Source organism: Pseudomonas mohnii (genome assembly GCF_900105115.1).
GTDB classification, from domain to species: Bacteria; Pseudomonadota; Gammaproteobacteria; order Pseudomonadales; family Pseudomonadaceae; genus Aquipseudomonas; species Aquipseudomonas mohnii.
In genome coordinates, this window is the sequence record NZ_FNRV01000001.1 from 3,973,908 (window position 1) to 3,998,552 (window position 24,645).

General features: G+C 58.5%; 28 protein-coding genes and 1 pseudogene. 22 read left to right on the forward strand and 7 right to left on the reverse strand.

Annotated elements, in window-relative coordinates:
* The first annotated feature begins 7 nt into the window (after nucleotides 1-7).
* The 16 genes from rpsN to bfr all read left to right on the forward strand — a co-directional run bounded on the left by rpsN (nucleotide 8) and on the right by bfr (nucleotide 9,723).
* A complete protein-coding gene (gene rpsN / locus BLV61_RS18435) occupies nucleotides 8-313 on the forward strand; it encodes a 30S ribosomal protein S14 (protein ID WP_003176414.1) in 306 nt (101 codons plus the stop codon).
* Nucleotides 314-522: 209 nt separating this feature from the next.
* Complete coding sequence (rpsH, locus tag BLV61_RS18440; protein WP_008065722.1) at nucleotides 523-915, forward strand: 30S ribosomal protein S8; 393 nt, start codon at nucleotides 523-525, stop codon at nucleotides 913-915.
* A 12-nt stretch (nucleotides 916-927) separates the two neighbouring features.
* Nucleotides 928-1,461, forward strand: a complete 534-nt coding sequence (gene rplF, locus BLV61_RS18445; RefSeq protein WP_003176412.1) for a 50S ribosomal protein L6 — start codon at nucleotides 928-930, stop codon at nucleotides 1,459-1,461.
* A 10-nt stretch (nucleotides 1,462-1,471) separates the two neighbouring features.
* Complete coding sequence (gene rplR / locus BLV61_RS18450) at nucleotides 1,472-1,822, forward strand: 50S ribosomal protein L18 (RefSeq protein WP_003186037.1); 351 nt, start codon at nucleotides 1,472-1,474, stop codon at nucleotides 1,820-1,822.
* Between the two features lie 3 nt (nucleotides 1,823-1,825).
* The gene (gene rpsE / locus BLV61_RS18455; protein ID WP_003186035.1) at nucleotides 1,826-2,326 is read left to right on the forward strand and encodes a 30S ribosomal protein S5; all 501 of its coding nucleotides are present in this window, start codon (nucleotides 1,826-1,828) and stop codon (nucleotides 2,324-2,326) included.
* Between the two features lie 2 nt (nucleotides 2,327-2,328).
* Entirely contained in the window at nucleotides 2,329-2,505 is a 177-nt protein-coding gene (rpmD, locus tag BLV61_RS18460; protein WP_003176408.1) for a 50S ribosomal protein L30, read from the forward strand.
* 3 nt (nucleotides 2,506-2,508) lie between these two features.
* Nucleotides 2,509-2,946 carry a 50S ribosomal protein L15 gene (rplO, locus tag BLV61_RS18465; RefSeq protein ID WP_003228720.1) on the forward strand — a complete coding sequence of 146 codons (438 nt, stop codon included), beginning with the start codon at nucleotides 2,509-2,511 and terminating at the stop codon, nucleotides 2,944-2,946.
* Nucleotides 2,947-4,275, forward strand: coding sequence for a preprotein translocase subunit SecY (gene secY, locus BLV61_RS18470; protein WP_003228718.1), 1,329 nt, complete (start codon nucleotides 2,947-2,949; stop codon nucleotides 4,273-4,275). It begins immediately after the preceding gene.
* A 27-nt stretch (nucleotides 4,276-4,302) separates the two neighbouring features.
* Nucleotides 4,303-4,419 carry a 50S ribosomal protein L36 gene (gene rpmJ, locus BLV61_RS18475; protein ID WP_002555468.1) on the forward strand — a complete coding sequence of 39 codons (117 nt, stop codon included), beginning with the start codon at nucleotides 4,303-4,305 and terminating at the stop codon, nucleotides 4,417-4,419.
* Nucleotides 4,420-4,549: 130 nt separating this feature from the next.
* Entirely contained in the window at nucleotides 4,550-4,906 is a 357-nt protein-coding gene (rpsM, locus tag BLV61_RS18480) for a 30S ribosomal protein S13 (RefSeq protein ID WP_008374135.1), read from the forward strand.
* Between the two features lie 30 nt (nucleotides 4,907-4,936).
* Nucleotides 4,937-5,326: a 30S ribosomal protein S11 gene (gene rpsK, locus BLV61_RS18485; RefSeq protein WP_002555466.1), complete on the forward strand. Its 390-nt coding sequence runs from the start codon at nucleotides 4,937-4,939 to the stop codon at nucleotides 5,324-5,326.
* A gap of 18 nt (nucleotides 5,327-5,344) precedes the next feature.
* On the forward strand, nucleotides 5,345-5,965 hold the full coding sequence (gene rpsD, locus BLV61_RS18490) for a 30S ribosomal protein S4 (protein ID WP_003176404.1): 621 nt from the start codon (nucleotides 5,345-5,347) through the stop codon (nucleotides 5,963-5,965).
* Nucleotides 5,966-5,987: 22 nt separating this feature from the next.
* On the forward strand, nucleotides 5,988-6,989 hold the full coding sequence (locus tag BLV61_RS18495; protein WP_007924176.1) for a DNA-directed RNA polymerase subunit alpha: 1,002 nt from the start codon (nucleotides 5,988-5,990) through the stop codon (nucleotides 6,987-6,989).
* Between the two features lie 42 nt (nucleotides 6,990-7,031).
* Nucleotides 7,032-7,418, forward strand: a complete 387-nt coding sequence (gene rplQ, locus BLV61_RS18500; RefSeq protein WP_007924175.1) for a 50S ribosomal protein L17 — start codon at nucleotides 7,032-7,034, stop codon at nucleotides 7,416-7,418.
* Between the two features lie 236 nt (nucleotides 7,419-7,654).
* On the forward strand, nucleotides 7,655-9,109 hold the full coding sequence (locus tag BLV61_RS18505; RefSeq protein ID WP_090466806.1) for a catalase: 1,455 nt from the start codon (nucleotides 7,655-7,657) through the stop codon (nucleotides 9,107-9,109).
* Between the two features lie 149 nt (nucleotides 9,110-9,258).
* On the forward strand, nucleotides 9,259-9,723 hold the full coding sequence (gene bfr, locus BLV61_RS18510; RefSeq protein ID WP_090466809.1) for a bacterioferritin: 465 nt from the start codon (nucleotides 9,259-9,261) through the stop codon (nucleotides 9,721-9,723).
* 65 nt (nucleotides 9,724-9,788) lie between these two features.
* Here the strand turns inward: bfr and uvrA are convergent, their stop codons facing one another.
* Nucleotides 9,789-12,623 carry an excinuclease ABC subunit UvrA gene (uvrA, locus tag BLV61_RS18515; RefSeq protein WP_047533932.1) on the reverse strand — a complete coding sequence of 945 codons (2,835 nt, stop codon included), beginning with the start codon at nucleotides 12,621-12,623 and terminating at the stop codon, nucleotides 9,789-9,791.
* 191 nt (nucleotides 12,624-12,814) lie between these two features.
* On the opposite strand from uvrA, the gene BLV61_RS18520 reads away from it, so the two are divergent.
* Together BLV61_RS18520 and BLV61_RS18525 are read left to right on the forward strand one after the other, a co-directional pair.
* On the forward strand, nucleotides 12,815-14,212 hold the full coding sequence (locus BLV61_RS18520; protein ID WP_090466811.1) for an MFS transporter: 1,398 nt from the start codon (nucleotides 12,815-12,817) through the stop codon (nucleotides 14,210-14,212).
* Between the two features lie 9 nt (nucleotides 14,213-14,221).
* Nucleotides 14,222-14,737, forward strand: coding sequence for a single-stranded DNA-binding protein (locus BLV61_RS18525; RefSeq protein ID WP_007970128.1), 516 nt, complete (start codon nucleotides 14,222-14,224; stop codon nucleotides 14,735-14,737).
* A gap of 109 nt (nucleotides 14,738-14,846) precedes the next feature.
* Here BLV61_RS18525 and BLV61_RS18530 read toward each other — a convergent pair whose 3' ends face one another.
* Entirely contained in the window at nucleotides 14,847-15,404 is a 558-nt protein-coding gene (locus BLV61_RS18530) for a cysteine hydrolase family protein (protein WP_090466814.1), read from the reverse strand.
* Between the two features lie 102 nt (nucleotides 15,405-15,506).
* Between BLV61_RS18530 and BLV61_RS18535 the strand changes: the two genes are divergently transcribed.
* The 3 genes from BLV61_RS18535 (at nucleotide 15,507) to BLV61_RS18545 (ending at nucleotide 18,653) form a co-directional block, all read left to right on the forward strand.
* Nucleotides 15,507-16,499 (forward strand): GlxA family transcriptional regulator, encoded by a 993-nt coding sequence (locus BLV61_RS18535; RefSeq protein ID WP_090466816.1) that lies wholly within the window; start codon nucleotides 15,507-15,509, stop codon nucleotides 16,497-16,499.
* 296 nt (nucleotides 16,500-16,795) lie between these two features.
* Nucleotides 16,796-17,905, forward strand: coding sequence for a DUF3182 family protein (locus BLV61_RS18540; protein WP_090466818.1), 1,110 nt, complete (start codon nucleotides 16,796-16,798; stop codon nucleotides 17,903-17,905).
* Nucleotides 17,895-18,653 (forward strand): alpha/beta hydrolase family protein, encoded by a 759-nt coding sequence (locus BLV61_RS18545; protein ID WP_047533918.1) that lies wholly within the window; start codon nucleotides 17,895-17,897, stop codon nucleotides 18,651-18,653. The genes BLV61_RS18540 and BLV61_RS18545 overlap by 11 nt, the downstream gene beginning before the upstream one ends.
* A 137-nt stretch (nucleotides 18,654-18,790) precedes the next feature.
* On the opposite strand, the gene BLV61_RS18550 is transcribed toward BLV61_RS18545, so the two are convergent.
* The 4 genes and pseudogenes from BLV61_RS18550 to BLV61_RS18565 all read right to left on the reverse strand — a co-directional run.
* The gene (locus tag BLV61_RS18550; RefSeq protein WP_047533916.1) at nucleotides 18,791-19,777 is read right to left on the reverse strand and encodes a lysylphosphatidylglycerol synthase domain-containing protein; all 987 of its coding nucleotides are present in this window, start codon (nucleotides 19,775-19,777) and stop codon (nucleotides 18,791-18,793) included.
* A complete protein-coding gene (clsB, locus tag BLV61_RS18555; protein WP_090466820.1) occupies nucleotides 19,774-21,057 on the reverse strand; it encodes a cardiolipin synthase ClsB in 1,284 nt (427 codons plus the stop codon). Before clsB ends, BLV61_RS18550 begins: the two co-directional genes overlap by 4 nt.
* Nucleotides 21,054-21,851: an endonuclease/exonuclease/phosphatase family protein gene (locus tag BLV61_RS18560; protein WP_090466822.1), complete on the reverse strand. Its 798-nt coding sequence runs from the start codon at nucleotides 21,849-21,851 to the stop codon at nucleotides 21,054-21,056. Before BLV61_RS18560 ends, clsB begins: the two co-directional genes overlap by 4 nt.
* A gap of 20 nt (nucleotides 21,852-21,871) precedes the next feature.
* A pseudogene (locus BLV61_RS18565) lies at nucleotides 21,872-22,063 on the reverse strand (DUF72 domain-containing protein); the annotation flags it as partial.
* Between BLV61_RS18565 and BLV61_RS18570 the strand changes: the two are divergent.
* The gene (locus BLV61_RS18570) at nucleotides 22,062-22,280 is read left to right on the forward strand and encodes a hypothetical protein (protein WP_090466824.1); all 219 of its coding nucleotides are present in this window, start codon (nucleotides 22,062-22,064) and stop codon (nucleotides 22,278-22,280) included. The pseudogene BLV61_RS18565 and the gene BLV61_RS18570 overlap by 2 nt on opposite strands.
* 1,001 nt (nucleotides 22,281-23,281) lie before the next feature.
* Here BLV61_RS18570 and BLV61_RS18575 read toward each other — a convergent pair.
* Nucleotides 23,282-24,484 (reverse strand): MFS transporter, encoded by a 1,203-nt coding sequence (locus BLV61_RS18575; protein ID WP_047533906.1) that lies wholly within the window; start codon nucleotides 24,482-24,484, stop codon nucleotides 23,282-23,284.
* Between the last annotated feature and the right edge of the window lie 161 nt (nucleotides 24,485-24,645).

A 24,645-nucleotide genomic window follows, 5' to 3' on the forward strand; every position in this document is an offset into this window, starting at 1 on the left:
TAGGACCATGGCCAAGATGAGCATGAAAAACCGCGAGCTGAAGCGTCAGCTCACGGTTGCCAAGTACGCCAAGAAGCGTGCAGCACTGAAAGCTATCATCGTTGATCTGAACGCAAGTCCAGAAGCGCGTTGGGAAGCTACAGTAGCCCTGCAGAAGCAGCCACGTGACGCAAGCGCTTCGCGCATGCGTAACCGCTGCCGCCTGACCGGTCGTCCACACGGCGTTTACCGCAAGTTCGGCCTCGGCCGTAACAAACTGCGTGAAGCGGCAATGCGTGGTGACGTACCAGGTCTGGTTAAAGCTAGCTGGTAAGTACTGTCAAAGTCTCGGTGGTCGGAATCGCAAGATCCTGACCACCGGTGGCCTTGAATCTGAATCAAGCCCCTTTTGGGGCTTGATTCATTTCTGGGGTGTGTCTAGAATACCCGGCTCGCCTGAGCCCGTGTTTTCTATGCTCGGAGATTCTCGGCGACACGTAATAGCCGCAAGGCTAATTTTTTTGTATTAGGAGCGTCTAGCCCATGAGTATGCAGGACCCGTTAGCGGACATGCTAACTCGTATCCGTAATGCCCAGATGGCTGAAAAGTCCGTCGTAAGCATGCCATCTTCCACGTTGAAGGTAGCTGTTGCCAAAGTCCTGAAGGACGAAGGTTACATTGCGGGTTATCAGATCAGCAGCGAAACAAAGCCACTGCTGTCCATCGAGCTGAAATACTTCGAAGGCCGTCCGGTTATCGAAGAAGTGAAGCGCGTTAGCCGTCCAGGCCTGCGTCAGTACAAGTCCGTCGATGATCTGCCAAAAGTTCGTGGCGGTCTCGGTGTGTCTATCGTCTCCACCAACAAGGGTGTGATGACTGATCGTGCTGCGCGCGCTGCCGGTGTCGGCGGCGAAGTTCTTTGCACTGTGTTCTAAGGGGGGATAAGCATGTCTCGCGTCGCTAAGAACCCCGTTAAGCTGCCAGCCGGTGTCGAAGTAAAATTCGCAGGCCAACAGCTTTCGGTGAAGGGTGCCAAGGGCACTCTCGAACTGAACATCCATTCGTCCGTTGAGATTGTTGAAGAAGCTGGTGAGCTGCGTTTCGCTGCTCGCAATGGCGATCAACAAACTCGCGCAATGGCTGGTACCACTCGTGCGTTGGTAAACAACATGGTCCAAGGCGTAAGCCAAGGCTTCGAGCGCAAGCTCCAGCTGGTCGGTGTTGGTTACAAAGCGCAAGCAAAAGGCACAGTGCTGAACCTGGCTCTTGGCTTCTCGCATCCAGTGGATTACGAACTGCCGGAAGGCATCACCGCTGAGACTCCTAGCCAGACCGATATCCTGATCAAGGGCATCGACAAGCAGCTGGTAGGTCAAGTGGCCGCCGAGATCCGCGACTTCCGTCCACCAGAGCCGTACAAAGGCAAAGGTGTGCGCTACGCGGACGAAGTCGTCCGTCGTAAAGAAGCCAAGAAGAAGTAGGGCATAGCAAATGACCGACAAAAAAGTTACTCGACTGCGTCGCGCTCGCAAAGCACGCCTGAAAATGCACGAACTCGAAGTCGTGCGTCTCTGCGTGTTCCGCTCTTCGCAGCACATTTACGCCCAGGTCATTTCGGCCGACGGCAACAAAGTCCTGGCGAGCGCCTCGACTTTGGATAAAGAACTGCGTGATGGCGCCACTGGCAACATCGACGCGGCCACTAAGGTTGGCCAGCTGGTCGCTACGCGTGCTAAGGCCGCTGGCGTCTCGCAGGTGGCTTTCGACCGCTCTGGCTTCAAGTACCATGGCCGCGTTAAAGCGTTGGCTGATGCTGCTCGTGAAGCTGGGCTGGAGTTCTAAGTTATGTCAAATAACGACCAAAAGCGCGACGAAGGCTACATTGAGAAGCTGGTTCAAGTTAACCGCGTAGCCAAAACCGTTAAAGGCGGCCGTATCTTCACTTTCACCGCGTTGACCGTGGTTGGTGATGGTAAAGGGCGCGTTGGCTTCGGCCGTGGCAAGTCGCGTGAAGTGCCTGCTGCGATCCAGAAGGCAATGGAAGCTGCTCGCCGCAACATGATCCAGGTTGATCTGAACGGCACCACTCTGCAGTACGCAATGAAGTCCGCTCACGGCGCTTCGAAGGTGTACATGCAGCCTGCTTCTGAAGGTACCGGTATCATCGCTGGCGGCGCTATGCGTGCCGTTCTCGAAGTTGCTGGCGTTCAGAACGTTCTGGCCAAGTGCTACGGCTCGACTAACCCGGTAAACGTGGTTCACGCCACTTTCAAAGGTTTGAAGGCTATGCAGTCTCCTGAATCCATTGCCGCCAAGCGTGGCAAAAGCGTCAAGGAGATCTTCTGATCATGGCTACCGTTAAAGTTACGCTGATCAAAAGCATGACCGGCCGCATCCCTAACCACAAACTGTGCGTTAAGGGTCTGGGTCTGCGTCGCATCGGTCACACTGTAGAAGTCCAGGATACTCCCGAGAATCGCGGGATGATCAACAAGGCTTACTACATGCTGCGTGTCGAGGGTTAATCGATGAAACTCAATGATCTGAGTCCAGCGCCGGGTTCCCGTCGCGAAAAGCATCGTCCGGGCCGTGGTATCGGTAGTGGTTTGGGTAAGACTGGTGGCCGTGGCCACAAAGGTCAGACTTCCCGCTCCGGTGGCACCATTGCTCCAGGCTTTGAAGGCGGTCAACAGCCGCTGCATCGTCGCCTGCCGAAGTTCGGTTTCGTTTCCCTGAAAGCTATGGATCGCGCAGAAGTGCGTCTGTCCGAGCTGGCTAAAGTGGAAGGCGACATCGTCACCGTGCAGTCCCTGAAAGATGCCAACGTGATCAACGTCAACGTACAGCGTGTGAAAATCATGCTGTCCGGTGAAGTGACTCGCGCTGTCACTATCGGCAAGGGAATCGGCGCCACCAAAGGTGCGCGTGCGGCTATCGAAGCAGCTGGCGGCAAGTTCGAGGAATAAATGGCTAAGCAAGGTGCTCTCTCTGCGCTCGGCAAAGGCGGTATGTCTGAACTCTGGGCTCGTCTGCGTTTTCTGTTCTTGGCGATTATCGTCTACCGAATAGGCGCACACATCCCGGTTCCAGGTATCAACCCGGACCGACTCGCGGACCTGTTTCGACAGAATGAGGGGACCATTCTTAGCTTGTTCAACATGTTTTCCGGCGGCGCGCTGGAGCGGATGAGCATCTTTGCACTGGGGATCATGCCGTACATTTCGGCATCGATCATCATGCAGCTGATGACCGCCGTCAGCCCGCAGCTGGAGCAGTTGAAGAAGGAAGGTGAAGCTGGCCGTCGCAAGATCAGCCAGTACACCCGCTACGGCACTGTCGTCCTCGCTCTCGTTCAAGCCATTGGCATGTCCATTGGTCTGGCGGGGCAGGGCGTAGCGTTCACTGGTGACTTTGGCTTCCATTTCGTCGCGGTATCCACTTTTGTGGCTGGTGCGATGTTCATGATGTGGCTGGGTGAGCAGATTACTGAGCGTGGTGTTGGCAACGGTATCTCGATGTTGATTTTTTCGGGTATCGTCGCCGGTCTTCCGAGAGCGATCGGGCAGTCTTTCGAGTCTGCACGTCAGGGTGATATCAACATCTTCGCCCTGGTTGCCATCGGTTTGCTGGCAGTAGCGATTATCGGTTTCGTGGTGTTCATTGAGCGTGGCCAGCGTCGTATTGCTGTTCACTACGCCAAGCGTCAGCAGGGTCGCAAGGTCTTTGCTGCGCAGACCAGCCACTTGCCGCTGAAGGTGAACATGGCCGGTGTTATTCCGGCTATTTTCGCGAGCAGCATATTGCTGTTCCCGGCTTCGTTGGGTGCCTGGTTCGGTCAGTCTGAAGGTATGGGCTGGTTGCAGGACATCTCGCAGTCGATCGCTCCTGGTCAGCCGTTGAATATTCTGCTGTTTAGTGCAGGGATTATTTTCTTCTGCTTCTTCTATACGGCGTTGATGTTCAATCCGAAAGACGTAGCGGAAAACCTGAAGAAGTCCGGTGCCTTTATTCCGGGCATCCGTCCAGGTGAGCAGTCTGCGCGCTACATTGATGGCGTTCTGACTCGCTTGACCATGTTCGGTGCTCTTTACATGACGGCCGTCTGCCTGTTGCCCCAGTTCCTGGTGGTTGCAGCCAACGTTCCGTTCTACCTTGGCGGGACCTCGTTGCTGATCGTGGTCGTGGTTGTGATGGACTTCATGTCCCAAGTACAATCGCACCTCGTTTCGCACCAGTACGAATCCCTGATGAAGAAAGCCAACCTGAAGGGTTACGGCAGCGGCATGTTGCGCTGAGTACCCATAAGGTTCGAGGAGTTGGTGATGAAAGTTCGTGCATCGGTGAAAAAGCTGTGCCGTAACTGCAAGATTATTCGCCGCGAAGGTGTTGTTCGAGTAATTTGCAGCGCGGAACCGCGTCACAAACAGCGCCAAGGCTGAGTGTGATTGTGCTTCAAGCCCGGCAGCTAGTGCGCTGCCGGGTTGATTATTTGTTATTACAGCGATATTATCTCGCGCCCTATTTCTTGGCTTCCGGGGCGTAGGTAGCTGTCAATTGGAGTCCCACTGAATGGCCCGTATTGCAGGCGTTAACATTCCAGATAACAAGCATACTGTTATCTCGCTGACCTACATCTATGGTGTTGGTCGCACTACTGCACAGAAAATTTGTGCAGATACTGGGGTAAACCCAGCAGCAAAGATCAAGGATCTGAGCGACGAGCAAATTGAACAGCTGCGTGGCGAAGTGGCGAAGTTCACCACTGAAGGTGACCTGCGTCGCGAAATCAACATGAAAATCAAGCGCTTGATGGACCTCGGTTGCTATCGCGGTCTGCGTCATCGTCGTGGTCTTCCAGTACGCGGTCAGCGTACCAAGACCAACGCGCGTACCCGTAAAGGTCCGCGTAAGCCGATCCGCAAGTAATCGCCCCAGCGAATCGACAGGAAATTAATCATGGCAAAACCTGCTGCTCGTCCTCGTAAAAAAGTTAAAAAGACAGTGGTTGATGGCATCGCCCACATCCATGCATCTTTTAACAACACCATCGTGACCATTACCGACCGTCAAGGTAACGCTCTTTCCTGGGCTACCTCCGGTGGTTCGGGTTTCCGCGGTTCCCGCAAGTCCACCCCGTTTGCTGCTCAAGTAGCTGCTGAACGTGCTGGTCAAGCTGCGCTGGAATACGGCCTGAAAAACCTCGACGTAAACGTCAAAGGTCCAGGTCCAGGTCGTGAATCCGCAGTCCGCGCTTTGAACGGCTGTGGCTACAAGATCGCCAGCATCACCGACGTGACGCCAATCCCGCACAACGGGTGCCGTCCGCCGAAGAAGCGCCGCGTGTAATCCAGGAGATTGTAAAGAATGGCTCGTTACATTGGTCCAAAATGCAAACTCGCTCGTCGCGAAGGCACCGATCTCTTCCTGAAGAGCGGCGTGCGCGCGATCGAATCGAAGTGCAACATTGAAGCAGCACCTGGTATCCACGGTCAGCGCCGCGGTCGCCAGTCCGATTACGGCACCCAACTGCGTGAAAAGCAGAAGGTCCGTCGTATCTACGGCGTTCTCGAGCGTCAATTCAGCGGCTACTACAAAGAAGCTGCTGGCAAGAAAGGCGCAACTGGCGAAAACCTGTTGCAACTGCTCGAATGCCGTCTGGACAACGTTGTATACCGTATGGGCTTTGGTTCGACTCGTGCCGAATCCCGCCAACTGGTATCGCACAAGTCGATCAGCGTAAACGGTCAGACCGTTAACGTACCGTCCTACCAGGTTCGTGCTGGTGACGTGGTCGCTGTTCGCGAGAAAGCAAAAAATCAACTTCGCATTGTCCAAGCTCTCGATCTGTGTGCCCAACGTGGCCGCGTAGAATGGGTAGAAGTAGACACTGAGAAGAAGTCGGGCGTTTTCAAGAACGTTCCAGCTCGCAGTGATCTGTCCGCCGACATCAACGAAAGCCTGATTGTCGAGCTCTACTCCAAGTAAGGGCTAGAAAATAGGTGCATCCATGCAGATTTCGGTAAATGAGTTCCTGACACCCCGCCACATTGATGTGCAGGTTGTCAGTCCAACCCGCGCCAAGATCACTCTCGAGCCTCTCGAGCGTGGCTTTGGCCACACCCTGGGCAACGCGCTGCGCCGCATCCTGTTGTCCTCAATGCCCGGCTGTGCAGTAGTCGAGGCCGAGATTGACGGTGTGCTCCACGAGTACAGCGCCATCGAAGGTGTACAGGAAGACGTAATTGAAATCCTGTTGAACCTTAAAGGTCTGGCTATCAAGCTGCACGGCCGTGACGAAGTTACGCTGACCTTGTCGAAGAAGGGTTCGGGGGTGGTTACCGCTGCCGATATTCAGCTGGATCATGATGTCGAGATCGTTAACCCCGATCACGTAATCGCTAACCTGGCGTCTAACGGCGCCCTGAACATGAAGCTCGTCGTAGCTCGTGGTCGTGGTTATGAACCGGCAGACTCGCGTCAGAGCGATGAAGACGAAAGCCGCAGCATTGGTCGCTTGCAGCTTGACTCTTCGTTCAGCCCGGTTCGCCGTATCGCATACGTGGTGGAAAACGCCCGTGTCGAACAGCGTACTAACCTGGACAAGCTGGTTATTGATCTGGAAACCAACGGTACTCTGGATCCTGAAGAGGCTATCCGCCGCGCTGCAACCATCCTGCAACAGCAGTTGGCTGCGTTCGTCGACCTCAAAGGTGACAGCGAACCAGTGGTAATCGAGCAAGAAGACGAGATCGATCCGATCCTGCTTCGCCCGGTTGACGATCTGGAACTGACTGTACGTTCGGCTAACTGCCTTAAGGCGGAAAACATCTACTACATCGGTGACCTGATTCAGCGTACCGAAGTAGAGCTGTTGAAGACTCCGAACCTGGGCAAGAAATCCTTGACTGAAATCAAGGACGTTCTGGCCTCCCGCGGTCTGTCCCTCGGCATGCGCCTCGACAACTGGCCGCCTGCAAGTCTTAAGAAGGACGACAAGGCGACTGCCTGATCGTCGTAATCACCGAACGTAGTGTTTGGTAAGGAATGAACCATGCGTCATCGTAAAAGTGGTCGTCACCTCAGCCGCACCAGCTCGCACCGCAAGGCCATGTTCCAGAACATGGCGGTGTCGCTGTTCGAGCACGAGCTGATCAAAACTACTCTGCCAAAAGCCAAAGAACTGCGTCGCGTTGCTGAGCCGCTGATCACTCTGGCCAAGACAGACAGCCTGGCTAACCGCCGTCTGGCTTTCGACCGTACTCGTTCGAAAGCTATCGTTGGTAAGCTCTTCAACGACCTGGGCAAGCGTTACGCTACCCGTGAGGGTGGCTACCTGCGCATCCTCAAGTGCGGTTTCCGCGCTGGCGACAACGCGCCTATGGCGTACGTCGAGTTGGTTGATCGTGCTGTCGGCGGTGAAGCTGTATCCGCTGAGTAAGACGTCAGTCTGAAACAAGGAACCGGGCCCAGTGCCCGGTTTTTTGTGCCTGTAAGAAATGCGCTCTGCGTACAAGCTTCAATCCTTTCCGGTCGGCACTATAAGTGTGGGTTGATCATTAGTAATTTTCTATCGATGTCCACAAGTTAATGAATTTGTGGCTGTCATGATGATGATCAATACTTCCCGCCAAGCCGATTACCCGGCAGTTCAAGACTGAAAAAGGAAGAGTTCGCATGAGCCAAAATAAAACACTGACTACCGCCAGTGGCGCTCCTGTCGCCGATAATCAGAATTCCCGTTCAGCCGGCCCGCGGGGCCCGCTGCTGCTCGACGATTTTCACCTGATCGAGAAACTCGCCCACTTCAACCGAGAAAACATCCCTGAACGACGTGTGCACGCCAAAGGTTCGGGTGCGTACGGTACGTTTACCGTGACTCGCGACATTACTCAGTTCACCAGCGCCAAGCTGTTTGAAACAGTGGGTAAACAAACGCCGACCTTTTTGCGGTTTTCCACCGTTGGCGGTGAGCGCGGTTCGGCGGACACCGAGCGCGATCCACGCGGTTTCGCGTTGAAGTTCTACACCGAGGAAGGAAACTGGGACATTGTTGGCAACAACACACCAGTGTTCTTCATCCGCGATCCGCTCAAATTCCCGGACTTTATCCATACGCAAAAGCGGCTGCCGCAAAGCAATCTCAAAAGCGCGCAGGCGATGTGGGACTTCTGGTCCCACTCTCCTGAAGCGCTGCACCAGGTCACGATCCTGTTTTCCGATCGAGGCATTCCTGACGGCTATCGTCATATGCACGGCTTCGGCAGTCACACGTACAGCTTGATCAATGCCAGTGGCGAGCGCCACTGGGTCAAGTGGCACTACAAGACTCGACAAGGGATCAAGAACCTGGCGCCGGCAGAAGCTGCGCGCCTCGCGGGTACTGATCCGGATTACGCTCAGCGTGATCTGTTCAGCGCCATCGAGCGTGGCGACTTCCCGAAATGGCGTGTGTGTATCCAGATCATGACCGAGGCACAAGCTGCCGCGCATTATGAGAACCCGTTCGACGTGACCAAGACTTGGTCGCAGAAAGAGTTTCCGCTGATTGAAGTCGGCGAGTTGGAGCTCAATCGCAACCCGCTCAACTATTTCGCGGAAGTCGAGCAAGCGGCATTCGGCCCAAGCAATATGGTACCGGGGGTTGGCCTGTCGCCAGACCGGATGCTACAGGGGCGCGTTTTCGCTTATGCCGATGCTCACCGCTACCGTGTCGGCACCAATCACCAACAATTGCCGGTTAACGCTCCACGTAGCCCGGTTAACAGCTATCAGCGCGATGGATCGATGGCGTTTGGCACCAATGGCGGTGCAGCACCCAACTACGAACCGAACAGTTATGTCGAATCGCCTAAACAAGCACCTCGTTACGCTGAGCCTGCGCTAGCGTTAAGCGGTTCGGCCGATCGCTACGATCACCGCAAAGATACCGATTACTACAGTCATGCCGGTGCGCTGTTTCGCTTGATGAGCGATCAGCAGAAAGCATTGTTGGTCGGTAACATCGCCGGTGCGATGGGAGGTGTATCCAGTGATGTGGTTGATCGTCAATTGCAGCATTTCTACAAGGCCGATCCGGCGTATGGAGAAGCAATCGCGAAGCTGCTCGACGTACAGCTTAACGAAGTCTAAATGAGAAGCAGAACCGCCCTTGATTGGGCGGTTTTTGCGTCATTTAAACCACTTTTCTCAGAATATCTTCTACTTTGTTGCGCCCGGCGAGTGACGTTATGTTCAGCTTGGTTCAAACTACAGACTTTCAAGCAGGGAGATGTAGGGCGATGCAAGGCCACCCAGACGTTATCGATTACCTCAACACGTTGCTGACCGGCGAATTGGCCGCGCGTGATCAATATTTCGTCCATTCGCGGATGTATGAGGACTGGGGATTCACCAAGCTCTACGAACGAATCAATCACGAAATGGAAGAAGAAGCCGGTCACGCCGATGCGTTGATGCGGCGGATCCTGATGCTGGAAGGCACGCCACGCATGCGTCCGGACGATCTCGATGTGGGCACTACAGTGCCTGAGATGCTCGAGGCTGATCTGCGTCTTGAGTACAAGGTCCGCGCAGCACTGTGCAAAGGTATCGAGCTTTGCGAGCAGCACAAGGATTACGTCAGTCGCGAAATCTTGCGTATTCAGCTCAATGACACCGAAGAAGATCACACGTACTGGCTGGAAAAGCAGTTGGGTCTGATCAAGTTGATCGGTCTCGAGAACTACCTGCATTCGCACACCTGATTGCAGCGGATATCAAAAAGCCCCTGTCACTGATGAAGTGACAGGGGCTTTTTCTTTTTGCGGGCTCAGGCCCGATCGCGTTCCAGCAGCGGTTTCAGGTAGAAGCCGGTGTGAGACTGTTTCATCTCTGCAACTTCCTCCGGTGTGCCGACGGCAATGATTTGGCCGCCCTTGGACCCGCCTTCAGGCCCCAGGTCCACCAACCAGTCAGCGGTCTTGATCACGTCCAGGTTGTGCTCGATCACTACGACCGTGTTGCCGTGGTCGCGCAGTCTATGCAACACGTCGAGCAATTGCTGGATATCTGCGAAGTGCAGGCCCGTGGTCGGCTCGTCCAGGATGTACAGGGTCTTGCCCGTGTCGCGCTTGGACAGTTCGCGGGACAGTTTCACCCGCTGTGCTTCGCCACCGGACAGCGTGGTCGCCGATTGCCCCAGCTTGATGTAAGACAGGCCGACATCCATCAGCGTCTGCAGCTTGCGCGCCAGTGCCGGCACGGCGTCGAAGAACTCCCGCGCTTCCTCGATGGTCATCTCGAGGGTTTCGTGGATGCTCTTGCCCTTGTACTTGATCTCCAGGGTTTCGCGGTTGTAGCGCTTGCTCTTGCACACGTCACAAGGAACGTAGATGTCCGGCAGGAAGTGCATTTCCACCTTGATCAGGCCATCGCCCTGGCAGGCCTCGCAGCGTCCGCCCTTCACGTTGAAGGAGAAGCGCCCTGGCCCATAACCACGGGAGCGGGACTCCGGCACGCCGGCGAACAGCTCGCGAATCGGCGTGAACAACCCGGTGTAGGTCGCCGGGTTGGAACGCGGCGTACGACCAATCGGGCTCTGGTCGATATCGACGACCTTGTCCAGGTGTTCCAGACCCTTGATGCTGTCGTGTGCGGCGGCTTCCAGTGTGGTCGCGCCGTTAAGTGCCGTGGCGCTCAGGGGAAACAGCGTGTTGTTGATCAGGGTCGATTTGCCTGAGCCGGATACACCGGTCACACAGGTCAGCAGCCCGATCGGAATCTCGAGGTCGACGTTGCGCAAATTGTTGCCGCGAGCGCCCTTGAGCGATAGCGACAGCTTCTTGTTGCGCGGCGTACGTTTGGCCGGCACCTCGATCTTCACCCGACCCGACAGGTACTTGCCCGTCAGCGAGTCTGGGTGAGCCATGACTTCGGCCGGCGTGCCTTCGGCAACGATATGCCCGCCATGAACCCCGGCGCCCGGGCCGATATCCACCACGTAGTCAGCCAGGCGAATCGCATCTTCGTCGTGCTCGACCACGATCACCGTGTTACCGATGTCCCGCAGGTGCTTGAGGGTGCCGAGCAGTCGGTCGTTGTCGCGTTGGTGCAAGCCAATCGACGGCTCGTCGAGGATGTACAGGACACCCACCAGGCCGGCACCGATCTGGCTGGCCAGGCGAATACGCTGGGCCTCACCACCGGACAAGGTGTCGGCGCTGCGATCCAGCGACAGGTAATCAAGACCAACGTTGACGAGGAACTGCAGACGCTCGCGGATTTCCTTGAGGATCTTGTCGGCGATTTCCCCACGACGTCCGGTGAGCTTGAGCTCGCCGAAGTAGTCGCAGGCATCGCCGATGGGCAGGTTGGTCACCGCCGGCAGGGTTTTCTCGCCGACCCATACATGCCGCGCCTCACGCCGCAGACGGGTGCCGCGGCAGTCCGGGCAGGCCTGGGTGCTTAAGAACTTGGCCAGCTCTTCGCGCACTGAAGCCGATTCGGTTTCGCGGTAGCGGCGTTCCAGGTTCGGCACGATGCCTTCGAACGGGTGCGAACGCTTGACGATGTCGCCACGGTCGTTCAGGTATTTGAAGTCGACGTTTTGCGAGCCGCTACCGTGCAGGATGAACTTCTGCTGGTCGCCAGGCAGTTCGTTGAACGGCACTTCGAGGCTGAACTTGTAGTGCGAGGCCAGCGAGCCGAGCATCTGGAAGTAATAGACGTTGCGTCGATCCCAGCCGCGAATTGCGCCTTCGGCCAGGGTCAACTCGCCATTGACCAGTCGCTTGATGTCGAAAAACTGCTTCACACCCAGGCCATCACACGTCGGGCAGGCGCCGGCCGGGTTGTTGAAGGAGAACAGCTTGGGTTCGAGCTCGCTGATGGCGTGGCCGCAAATCGGGCAGGCGAAGCGCGCGGAGAAGATCATCTCTTCACCCGGCTCATCGTCCATCGGTGCGACCAGAGCGATGCCATCCGCCAGCTTCAGCGCAGTCTCGAAGGATTCGGCCAGGCGTTGCTGCAGATCGGCGCGGACCTTGAAGCGGTCGACCACCACATCGATGGAATGCTTCTTTTGTTTGTCGAGCTTGGGCGCTTCGTCCAGCTCATACAGCTTGCCGTTGATCCGGGCACGCACGAAGCCCTGGGCGCGCAGCTCTTCGAACACCGAAAGGTGCTCGCCTTTGCGCTCGCGAATGACCGGGGCCAGCAGCATGAGCTTGCTGCCCTCCGGTTGCGCCAGAACCAGGTCGACCATCTGGCTGACGGTCTGTGCCTCAAGCGGGATGTCGTGATCCGGACAGCGCGGAATGCCCACGCGTGCATAAAGCAGGCGCAGGTAGTCGTAGATTTCGGTGATGGTGCCGACCGTCGAGCGCGGGTTGTGCGAGGTCGACTTCTGTTCGATGGAGATGGCCGGCGAAAGGCCTTCGATGGTGTCGACATCGGGCTTTTCCATCATCGACAGGAACTGGCGGGCGTAGGCCGACAATGATTCGACGTAGCGGCGCTGGCCTTCGGCGTAGAGCGTATCGAAAGCCAGGGATGACTTGCCGGAGCCGGACAGGCCGGTGATGACGATCAGCTTGTCCCTTGGCAGGGTCAGGTCGATATTCTTCAGGTTGTGGGTTCGAGCCCCACGAATCAGGATCTTGTCCAAAGTGGCCTCGCTTGGCGGGCGTCGAAAACGTAAGAGTATACGGCCAAATACTGGATGGATGCACACTATCAAATGACGGGAGTATTGGCTTACATGAAGAGTCTGTCAGATGAGCGCGTCAAAGCGTCGCGATATACCCCGCCAATCGATGGGACTGGTAGAATCGCCGCCGGTTCACATGAGGTTTTTCCATGCACGATCCCCACAGCGAACGCATGAGTGGCAGCGAGACCCGCGCGGCGAGTGGTCTGGCCCTGGTGTTCGCCTTCCGTATGCTTGGCATGTTCATGGTGTTGCCGGTATTGGCGACCTATGGGATGGACCTGGCGGGAGCGACCCCGGCCCTTATCGGGCTGGCGATTGGCGCTTACGGCCTGACCCAGGCGATTTTCCAGATTCCTTTCGGTTTCATTTCCGACCGCATCGGTCGCCGCCCGGTCATTTATCTCGGTTTGATTATCTTTGCGCTGGGCAGTCTGCTGGCCGCCAACGCCGATTCGATCTGGGGCGTGATCGCCGGACGTATCCTCCAGGGGGCCGGAGCGATTTCCGCCGCAGTCATGGCATTGTTGTCAGATCTGACCCGCGAGCAGCATCGGACCAAGGCCATGGCCATGATTGGCATGACGATTGGCCTGTCGTTTGCCGTCGCCATGGTGGTCGGACCTTTGCTGACGCGCGCTTTCGGCCTGACCGGATTGTTCCTCGCCACCGGTGGCATGGCGCTGTTCGGCATTGTGATCGTGATGTTCATGGTGCCGCGTGCCACCGGGCCATTGCAGCATCGTGAATCCGGTGTCGCACGCCAGGCGCTGATTCCGACGCTCAAGCACCCGGACCTGCTGCGTCTGGACCTGGGCATCTTTGTGTTGCACGCGATGTTGATGTCGAGTTTCGTTGCGTTGCCCCTGGCCCTGGTCGAAAAAGCCGGGCTGCCTAAAGAGCAGCACTGGTGGGTCTATCTGACCGCGCTGCTGATTTCCTTCTTCGCCATGATTCCGTTCATTATCTACGGCGAGAAAAAACGCAAAATGAAACGAGTTTTGTTGGGCGCGGTACTGACGCTGATGCTCACTGAGCTATTCTTCTGGCAGTTCGGCGACAGCTTGCGGGCTCTGGTGATCGGGACGGTGGTGTTCTTCACTGCGTTCAATCTGCTGGAAGCTTCGTTGCCGTCGCTGATCAGCAAGGTTTCACCGGCTGGCGGCAAGGGCACGGCCATGGGGGTGTATTCCACCAGCCAGTTCCTCGGTTCGGCACTGGGCGGCATACTCGGCGGCTGGTTGTTCCAGCATGGCGGTTTGTCGGTTGTGTTCCTGGGATGCGCCGGTCTGGCTGCCCTCTGGCTGGCCTTTGCTGTTACCATGCGCGAACCTCCCTACGTCACGAGCCTGCGCTTGCCGTTGTCGCCCGAGGCGATCCGCGAAGCGGGTCTGGTTGAGCGCCTGAAGGCGGTCGTAGGGGTAACAGATGCAGTGATCGTCGCTGATGAAGCGGCCATTTACATCAAATTGGACACCGAACTATTGGATCGCACCACCCTTGAGCGCCTGGTGAATAGCCCGGCCGAGGCAGCGTGCGTAGCCTAGGAGAACGTAATGGCCCGTGGGGTTAACAAAGTCATATTGGTCGGCACTTGCGGCCAGGATCCTGAAGTTCGCTACCTGCCAAACGGTAACGCCGTGACCAACCTGAGTCTGGCGACCAGCGAGCAGTGGACTGACAAGCAAACCGGTCAGAAAGTCGAAAAGACCGAATGGCACCGTGTGTCGATGTTCGGCAAAGTTGCAGAGATCGCTGGCGAGTACCTGCGTAAAGGTTCGCAGGTGTACATCGAAGGCAAGCTGCAGACCCGCGAGTGGGAAAAAGACGGCATCAAGCGTTACACCACCGAAATCGTCGTCGACATGCAAGGCACCATGCAACTGCTGGGCGGCCGTCCACAGGGCGACCAGCAAGGCCAGGGCGGCGGTAACAACTACCAGCAATCCGCTCCGCGCCAGCAGGCTCCACGTCCTGCACCGCAACAGCAGCCACAGCGTCCGGCACCGCAACAAGCCGCGCCGCAACCGGCACCGGATTTCGACAGCTTTGATGACGATATTCCGTTCTGACAAGCCGCTTCACCCGCTCTAAATACAAAGGCCCGGCGCTCACAGCGTCGGGCCTTTTTTGTGGGCGTCGGATTGATCAATCCGTCACCAGGCGTGGCAAGCTCCGGTCCTAGCCCTGGCTGGCAGACAGGAACTCGTCAGTGGAAATCACCTTGGCGTAGGCAAAACCCAAGGCTGACATAAAGGCCGCATGCACCTGGGCCGCCGGAACGGTCAGGCCGTTGAACTCCAGATCACGGGAAGCGCAGGCGTCGTGGATCACCGTGACGCTATAGCCAAGGTCGTTGGCGGCACGGGTGATACCGTCGATGCACATGTGGCTCATGCTGCCGACGACCACCAGTTCCTTGATGCCTTGTTCGTCGAGGATCGACTGCAGTTCAGTTTCGCGGAACGAGTTGACGAAGTGCTTGAGTACCACCGGCTCATCGGCACGGTTGAGAACGTTGGGGTGCAACTTCGCGCCTTCGGAGCCAGGGGTGAAAAACGGTGCTTCTTCGGACGTGAATTCGTGGCGGATATGCACCACTGAATCACCAGCGTCGCGGAAGGCTTTGAGCAGGCGGACCGCGTTGTCTGCCGCGGCATCGGCGCCGACCAGCGGCCACTTGCCTTGGGGGAAGTAGTCGTTTTGGATATCGACTAGGATGAGTGCTTGCTTGGCCATGACTGTTTCCTTGAAGTGCGGGTTGAATGTGGAATCAAGTATTGGTCCAGGCACGTCATCCGGGGATTGGCCGCACCGACAATAGAAGGGGGAAAACTGACAATGGATGCACAAAGGGCAATCGCCGAACTGGGCGTATTGATCTATCCCGGCGCGCAAATGGCGGCGGTGCATGGGTTGACGGACCTGTTCGGGGTGGCCAATCGGATCGCTGCCGAACATCAGGCGGCGCAGTTACCGTTGCTTCGGGTCAGTCATTGGCAAGTGGACGGCGAGCAGGCGCCAGCACGGGTGTACGACAGCCATCCCGGGGAGGACGGCGCCTTGGTGGCGGTATTGATTCCGCCGTCGATTGCCGGGTTCCGCGAAGGCCAGGCATCGCAGGCGTTGATTCGCTGGATGCGTCAGCAACATGCCAGCGGCGCAACCCTCGGTGGTATCTGCGTGGGCTCGATTCTGCTGGCCGAAAGCGGCCTGCTCGACGGCCGGAGTGCCACCACCCACTGGACCTCGGCCAAGGCATTCGCCGAACGTTACCCGGCAATCAAGCTCAAGGCCGATACCCCCATCGTCGATGACGGCGACCTGATCACCACCGCCGGGCTGATGGCCTGGTCGGAGCTGGGTCTGCGCCTGGTGGATCGCTTGCTGGGACCGAGCATCGCCACCGGTACCGCGCGTTTTCTGGTGGTTGAACACAGTGACAGCGCCAGCGAGTGCGGCAGCAATTTCGCGCCGATTCTCAGTCATGGCGATGCATCGATCCTCAAGGTTCAACACTGGCTGCAAAGCACCGGGGCCACCGACGTGTCGTTGACGTCCATGGCCGAGCGGGCAGGATTGGAGGAGCGCACGTTCCTGCGCCGGTTCCGTGCCGCCACCGGGCTCAAGCCCACCGAGTACTGCCAGCACTTGCGGGTCGGCAAGGCGCGGGAAATGCTCGAATTCACCAACAGCACCATCGACCATATTGCCTGGACCGTGGGGTATCAGGACCCAGGCGCCTTTCGCTCGACATTCAAGAAAATCACCGGGCTGGCGCCGAGTGATTACCGGACGCGGTTTGGGGTGATGCCGAGTGTTGTTACCCGATAAAAGCTGCACTACTTAACCCGTGGGAGCGAGCTTGCCCGCGAATGCAATGTGCCAGTCAAATCGATGTTGAATAGTCTGCCGCCATCGCGAGCAAGTTCGCTTCCACAGGGGGGAGGAAGGTTGGAGCCGTGCAAAATGCCGGAATATTAAAGGTCGTCGTGCAGAATAGAGCAGGCGTGGTGCCACTACCCATTTCGCAAATGGCTGATTCGAAAACCGTTTTTCTCAAGAAGCGGTTGGCCTGAACCCTGCACCTCATCAGCTACATTCATTCAGCGACAATTGAAGGGGGACGCATGACCCCAACAAGCCGCAAGAAAACAGTGGTCGCCCATTCGGTGCGTTCCGACGCGCCATTGCACGAAGTCGAAACCAATCGCGCGCTGGCCCGCTGGCTGGCGCACATCCTCGGGCTCAAGTACGGCGGCAATTACGACCCTGCGCAGCATCACGGCCTTGAACATTACCTGCTCCCGACCCAGACGCTGGTGGGTGCTGCCGCCGCCCGGCAACTGGGCGTCAAGGGGCCGGAGGATTTGTGGGGCGGTTACGTCGAGCATGACTTCATCTGCACCAAGGCCATCAGTCACGGTTTGTGCAACCAACTAGCCCGAGCTCCCCATGGCTGGTCGCCGTTGTTTTCCCAACGGGTGCGCCCTGTGGTGCTGGATGGCCTCAGCGTATTTTCCTTCGACGATGCGCGGCCGGCGGCGGAGCACCTGCTTTGCACCGGCCCGATCCGCCTCAAGCCGATTCATGCGTGCGCCGGGCGGGGCCAGGAAGTCATCAAGAGCCTCGACCAGTTCGATGAGATCCTTGCCCGGCCCGAGGCCAAAACGCTATTCACTGAAGGCGTGGTGCTGGAGCAGGACCTGGACCAGGTGATTACCCACAGCGTTGGTCAGAGTTTCATCGGCGACAAGGTACTGAGTTACTGCGGTGATCAATATTTGACCAAGGACGCCCACGGTGAAGAGGTCTATGGTGGTTCCAACCTGCTGGTGGTGCAGGGGGGCTACGACGAATTGCTGAAACTGGACCTGCCCGATGACGTGCGGCTGGCCATCCAGCAGGCACAAGTGTTCGACAGCGCCGCGGACGAAGCCTACCCCGGTTTTTATGCATCACGGCGCAACTACGACATCGCCCAGGGCGTGGCCAGCGACGGCAAGCCACGCAGCGGCGTGCTCGAACAATCCTGGCGCATGGGCGGTGCCAGCAGTGCCGAAATGGCGGCCTTGCAGAGCTTCGTCAACGACCCTGGGATGCGTGGGATCCGTGTGTCTTCGGTGGAAACCTACATCGAACAGCCATTACCGGCGCACGCCATTGAGGTGTATCGCGGACCGGCGCAAGACAGTGATTTTCTCCTCAAGTACGTAACGGTCAAATCCTATGACGGCTAGAAGCGAAAGCATTCAAATCGACATCGACGACGAACAGATGAGCGGGACGTTTCTCAGTCCTAAATCGAAAGTCCCCGGCGTGTTATTCGTGCACGGTTGGGGCGGTAGTCAGGAACGCGACCTGGAACGGGCGAAAGGCATCGCTGGCCTGGGTTGTGTGTGCCTGACCTTCGACCTGCGCGGGCATACCGGCGGCACCGGCATTCCGTTGTCCCGGGTGACCCGTGAAGACAATCTGCGCGACCTGCTGGCGGCTTACGATCGCCTGCTCGCGCACCCGGCGCTCGATACCTCGGCGATTGCCGTGGTGGGCACCAGCTATGGCGGTTACCTGGCTGCGATCCTGACTTCGTTGCGCCCCGTGCGCTGGCTGGCGCTGCGGGTGCCGGCGCTGTACCGCGACGATCAATGGCACACGCCCAAGCGCGATCTGGACAAACTCGATCTGCGCGATTATCGCAGCACCCTGGTGCGCGCCGATGGCAACCGGGCGCTGCATGCCTGTTCGCAATTTACCGGGGATGTGCTGCTGGTGCAGTCCGAGACCGATGACTACGTGCCCCACGCAACCATCATGAGTTATCGCGCGGCCTGTCAGCAGACCCATTCGCTGACGCACCGCATCATCGACGGTGCCGACCATGCCCTGAGTGATCCGGTTTCACAGCAGGCCTACACCTCGATCCTCGTGGACTGGATCACGGAAATGGTGGTGGGCGAGCGGCTGAGCATCATTCAGTCCCGGTGATAGTGGGTGTCTCGAAGAACGCCATCGCGGGCAAGCCCGCTCCCACAATGGATCCTGGTTGAACACATTATTTGTGAACACCAGGGACCCTGTGGGAGCGGGCTTGCCCGCGAAGGCGGCCTTTCAGGCAGCAACAGTCACTTGGGCTTCTTCGAGATCCGCAACGCCTTGGCCTTGGCCTCCACCACCAGATACATGACCAATGTGATCAACAACGGCAGCAAGAAGTAGATCGCCCGATAAGCCAGCAGCCCCGCCACCAGGCTGCCCCGCGACACCTCATGTTGCAGCAGCGCCACGAACACGGCCTCCAGCACACCGAGGCCGGCCGGGATGTGGGTGATTACCCCGGCGATGGCGCTGATCAGTAGCACGCCAAGCACCAGCGGATAGTCCAGTTTGCTCGGCAGCAGGGTGAAAATCACCGCCGCCATCAACGACCAGTTCAAGGCCCCGAGGGCCAGTTGCAGGATCGCCATGCGCAGTGACGGCAAGTTGATTTCCACACCGCGAATGACCCATTCCCGGCGGGTGGAATACCGGCACGCGGCCAGATAGCCCGCACTCGCCAGCAGCAGCAACACGCCCACCCCTTGCAGCGCGCCGCTGCTGAGTGTCCAGCCGGTCGGCATGCGCACCAGACCGCTGCTGAACACCGCGCCTGCAATCACCATGTAGCCAAACCAATTGGTGGCCAGGCTCAGGCCGAGGATTTTCGCAATGTTGGCTTTGCTTACACCGAGTCGTGAGTACAGCCGATAACGCATGGCAATACCGCCGACCCAGGCACTCAGGTTGAGGTTGAAGGCGTAACTGATGATCCCGACGGGCAGGATCTGTTTCCACGTGAGGTCCTGGCGGATGTAAGTGCGGCCGATCAGGTCGAAGCAGGCATATACCAGGAAACTCGTGAGGGTCAGCCCAGACGCGATGATCAGCGTGCGCACCTTGAAGTCGGCCAGGGTGTCGAACACTTCGTTCCATTCGATGCGCTGGGCGAACATCGTCAACAGCACGATCAGCGCCAGAAAAAACAGCAGCGTCAGCGGTCGCTTCCAGTGGCTCCAGCGCGACTTGGCCGGGTGTTCGGCGTTACGCATCGCGGGTGCTTCAGTGCGGCTCATGATGGCTCGCTCCCGGTCGGCGCGGTGAAGGCCTTGAGGCGGGGTTTATGCGCCGGCAACCAACCGGCCCAGGCCGGGAAATGCCGCAGGAAGTGGAAGACCAGAAAACCCACGGTCATGTGCCAGATTCGGCCGCGCGGGGCGTTGTCGACCGACATGACTTTGCAATGGTTGTCGCTGAGATCTTCGAGGCGCTCGAACAGATGCCGGTTGAACTCGCGGTCGCGGATCAACACGTTGGCCTCCAGGTTCATCGACAGGCTCAATGGGTCGAGGTTGCTGGAGCCGACCGTGCTCCAGTCCTCATCCACCAGCGCGACTTTGCCGTGCAGCGGACGGTCGCAATATTCGTAAATCCTCACACCGGACTTGAGCAGGTAGTCGTAGGTCATGCGCGCCGCGAGTTTGGCCACCAGCATGTCCGGTTGCCCCTGCAGAATCAGCCGCACCTCGACACCCCGGCGGGCTGCGTTGCGAATCTCGCGCAGCAGGCGATAGCCGGGAAAGAAGTAAGCATTGGCAATCACCACGCGCCGTTGCGCGGTACGCAGTACCTGGCGGTAAACCTCCTCGATGTCGGTCCGATGCTCGCCGTTGTCGCGATACACCAGGCGCACTTGTCCATCGTGATCGCTGAACGCCAACTCCGAGCGGCGTTGTCGACGGCGTTGCCACCAGTACTTGGCGCGTACCGGGCGCCCGCATTGCAGCAAGGCAAAGTGATGGATGTCGGTCACCGCCGGGCCTTGTACTTCCACCGAGTAATCCTGCTTGGCCTCCGGGCCGAAGTCGGCCAAATGGTCGGCGGAAAAATTGATCCCGCCGAGGAACGCGAAGGTCCCGTCGACGACCACGATCTTGCGATGCAGGCGCCGAAACCAGTTGGTGCGGATGCCCAGGCGTTTTGGCGCCGGGTCGAACATTTGCAGATGCACACCGGCGTCACTGAGGGCAGCGAGGTAACCGCTGCTCAGTTCTCCGCAACCAAAACCATCGAAGCTGGCGGTGACGCGCACGCCGCGCCGGGCCGCGTCGATCAGTACGGCCTGCAGTTCTGCGCCGACCTTGTCCTCGAAGACGATGAAGGTTTCCAGGAGGATTTCGCTTTTGGCCTGACGCATGGCCTCGAACACCCGGGGGAAATAGGCTTCGCCGTTTTCCAGCAACTCGACCCGGTTGTTGCCCTGCCAGCGGTACTCGACATCGACGACAGCCGGTTCGCTGACCGGGGGCGCGGAAACCGGGTCCACCGTGGTTTTATCCATCGGCGAAGCGCTCATAGCTCGATCTCCACTGATAGCGGTGCGTGGTCGGAAAGGTGTGACCAGGGTCGGTTCGTCAGTACTTGCGGGCGACTGGCCTTCAGATTGCGTACATAGATGCGGTCCAGACGCAGCGCCGGCCATCGTGCGGGAAAACTGCGCGCCGGTTGGCCATGGTGTTCGGCGAAGACTTCGCGCAAGCCACAAGGCTTGAGCAAGGCATCGGCGCGCTGGCGCCAGTCGTTGAAATCACCGGCGATGATCACTGGTGCGTCACCGGGCAGTTCTTCCAGGCGACGGGCCAACAGCTTGAGCTGTTCAGTGCGGTGGCTTTCACGCAGGCCCAGGTGAACGCATATGGCATGCACCTCCGGGCCTTCGCCGGGCAAGCGCAACACACAATGCAGCACGCCGCGATTCTCGTGGCCGCTGATCGATACGTCGAGATTGTCATGGCGCACGATCTGGAATTTCGACAGCAGCGCATTACCGTGATCGCCCGCCGGATAGACCGCGTTGCGCCCATAGGCGAACTGCGGCCAGAGGCTATCGGCGAGGAATTCGTATTGCGGCATCGCCGGCCAATTGTCATAGCGCTTGGGGTGGTGTTCGTGGGTGCCGTGGACTTCCTGCAAAAACACTACATCGGCGGACACACTGCGCACCGCTTCGCGCAATTGCGGCAAGATGAAACGCCGGTTCAGTGCGGTGAAGCCTTTGTGGGTATTGATCGTCAGTACGGTGAAGCGATGCACCAGGGGCTCGATGGTTGCTTGCTCGTCGGTGACGCCAACCGGCTCGGGAATGCTCATGCCAGCACTCCTTCGGCAGCCGGCGTGTCGGCGTACCACTCTGGGTAGCGGTCTGGCCGTTGCAGGGCATAAAACGATCCATTGATTTCGATGCTGTTGACCGCCCGCGAGGCGAATTGCAATTCGCGCTTCTGGGCCAGGCCCTGCGGGTAGAAATCCCCCCGCCAAGGCGTGTACCGCCAACCTGAAATACCGATATGAATCGCCGCCATGTCGCCTCCGGTCCGTGTGCCCCTGTTTTTTGATGACTGCGGGGCAGTGGCGAAAGTTTCGATGGGACTACGGGTGGCCGATATTTCACAGGTCACCGCAAAACCTGTAGGAGCCGGCTTGTCGGCGATGGTCGTCAACGATAACGCGCGTGTTCTGGATAGACGCGGCGTACTGGAAACCATCGCCAGCAGGCTGGCTCCTACAGGTATTGCGTGACCGGCGCGGTCCTCTGTGGGAGCTGGCTTGCCAGCGATGGTCGTCAACGATAACGCGTGTGTTCTGGATAGACGCGGCGCACTGGAGACCATCGCCAGCAGGCTGGCTCCTACAGGTATTGCGTGACCGGCGCGGTCCTCTGTGGGAGCTGGCTTGCCAGCGATGATCGTCAACGATAACGCGTGTGTTCTGGATAGACGCGGCGCACTGGAGACCATCGCCAGCAGGCTGGCTCCTACAGGTATTACGTGACCGGCGCGGTCCTCTGTGGGAGCTGGCTTGCCAGCGATGGTCGTCAACGATAACGCGTGTGTTCTGGATAGACGCGGCGTACTGGTGACCATCGCCAGCAGGCTGGCTCCTACAGGTATTGCGTGACCGGCGCGGTCCTCTGTAGGAGCCGGCTTGTCGGCGATGGTCGTCAACGATAACGCGTGTGTTCTAGATAGACGCGGCGCTCTCGAGACCATCGCCAGCAGGCTGGCTCCTACAGGTATTACGTGACCGGCGCGGTCCTCTGTGGGAGCTGGCTTGCCAGCGATGGTCGTCAACGATAACGCGTGTGTTCTGGATGAATGCGGCGTACTGGAGACAATCGCCAGCAGGCTGGCTCCTACAGGTATTACGTGACCGGCGCGGTCCTCTGTGGGAGCTGGCTTGCCAGCGATGGTCGTCAACGATAACGCGTGTGGTCTGGATGAATGCGGCGTACTGGAGACCATCGCCAGCAGGCTGGCTCCTACAGGTATTGCGTGACCGGCGCGCTCCTCTGTGGGAGCTGGCTTGCCAGCGATGATCGTCAACGATAACGCGTGTGTTCTGGATAGACGCGGCGCACTGGAGACCATCGCCAGCAGGCTGGCTCCTACAGGTATTGCGTGACCGGCGCGGTCCTCTGTGGGAGCTGGCTTGCCAGCGATGGTCGTCAACGATAACGCGTGTGGTCTGGATGAATGCGGCGTACTGGAGACCATCGCCAGCAGGCTGGCTCCTACAGGGGATCAGTGACCAACGACGATACGGGTTGAACCTTCGGCGTACGCAGGGCCGAGGCGATCGAGACGGCCGCTCCACGCGGTCAGCGCCAGTGCCACCAACACCACCAGGCCGCCAATCCACGCCGTATGAATCAGCCCCATATGCGCGACAATTAGGCCACCACCCCAGGCACCGCCGGCGATGCCGAGGTTGAACGCGGCAATGTTCAGGCCGGAAGCCACGTCCACCGCATGTGGCGTGTGATGTTCGGCCTGGCGCACCACGTACACCTGCAACCCCGGCACATTACCGAACGCCACGGCCCCCCAGACCAGCACGGTGGCCAGCGCCAGCCATGGATTGCCGGCCGTGAAGGTCAGCACGAATAGCACGGCGGCGAGCAGGCTGAAGATGATTTTCAGGGCGCTGATCGGGCCGCGTTTGTCCGCCAGTTTGCCGCCCCAGATGTTGCCCACGGCCACCGAGATGCCGTAGACCAGCAGCACCAGGCTGACGGTGCTGGCGCTGAAGCCGGAAATGTCCTGAAGGATCGGTGCCAGGAAGGTGAACGCAATGAACGAACCGCCGTAGCCAACCGCCGTCATGGCGTACACCAGTAGCAACCGTGGCTGCTTGAGCACCTGCAATTGCTGTAACAGCGACGCGGGTTTGCTGTGGGCGATGTTTTTCGGCACGTACAGCAGGCTGCCGATGAAAGCGATCACACCCAGCGCCGACACGGCGAGAAAGGTTTCACGCCAGCCGAAATGCTGGCCGATGAAGGTGCCCAACGGCACGCCAGTGACCAGCGCCACGGTCAGTCCGGTGAACATGATGGCAATCGCGCTGGCGGCTTTTTCCTTGGGCACCAGGCTGGTCGCGATGGTCGAACCAATCGAAAAGAACACACCGTGGGCCAGACCGGTGACGATCCGCGCAATGATCAGCGATTCATAGCTCGGCGCCTTCCAGGCCAGCAGGTTACCGAGGGTGAACAGCACCATCAGCGACAACAGCAGCATTTTGCGGGGGACTTTGCCGGTGAGGGCGGTCAGCACGGGGGCGCCGACCGCGACGCCCAGCGCATACAGGCTGACCAGAAGGCCGGCGGACGGCAGGCTGACACCCAAGTCGGCGCCGATGGTGGGTAACAGGCCAACGATGACGAATTCGGTCGTCCCGATGGCGAATGCGCTGAGGGTCAGCGCGAGCAAGGCAATGGGCATGGCTGCAACTCCGGTGGGTTGATTCGATGGAGCGCAGTGTCGAGGTTTGGGGTGTGCTGAAAAATACAGGGATGAGCATTTGATATTTGCGTGCAGATCAAATATTGCCGCGACAATCGAAAACCTGCGGCGAGGGAGCTTGCACCGGGCGGCGTTCCGAC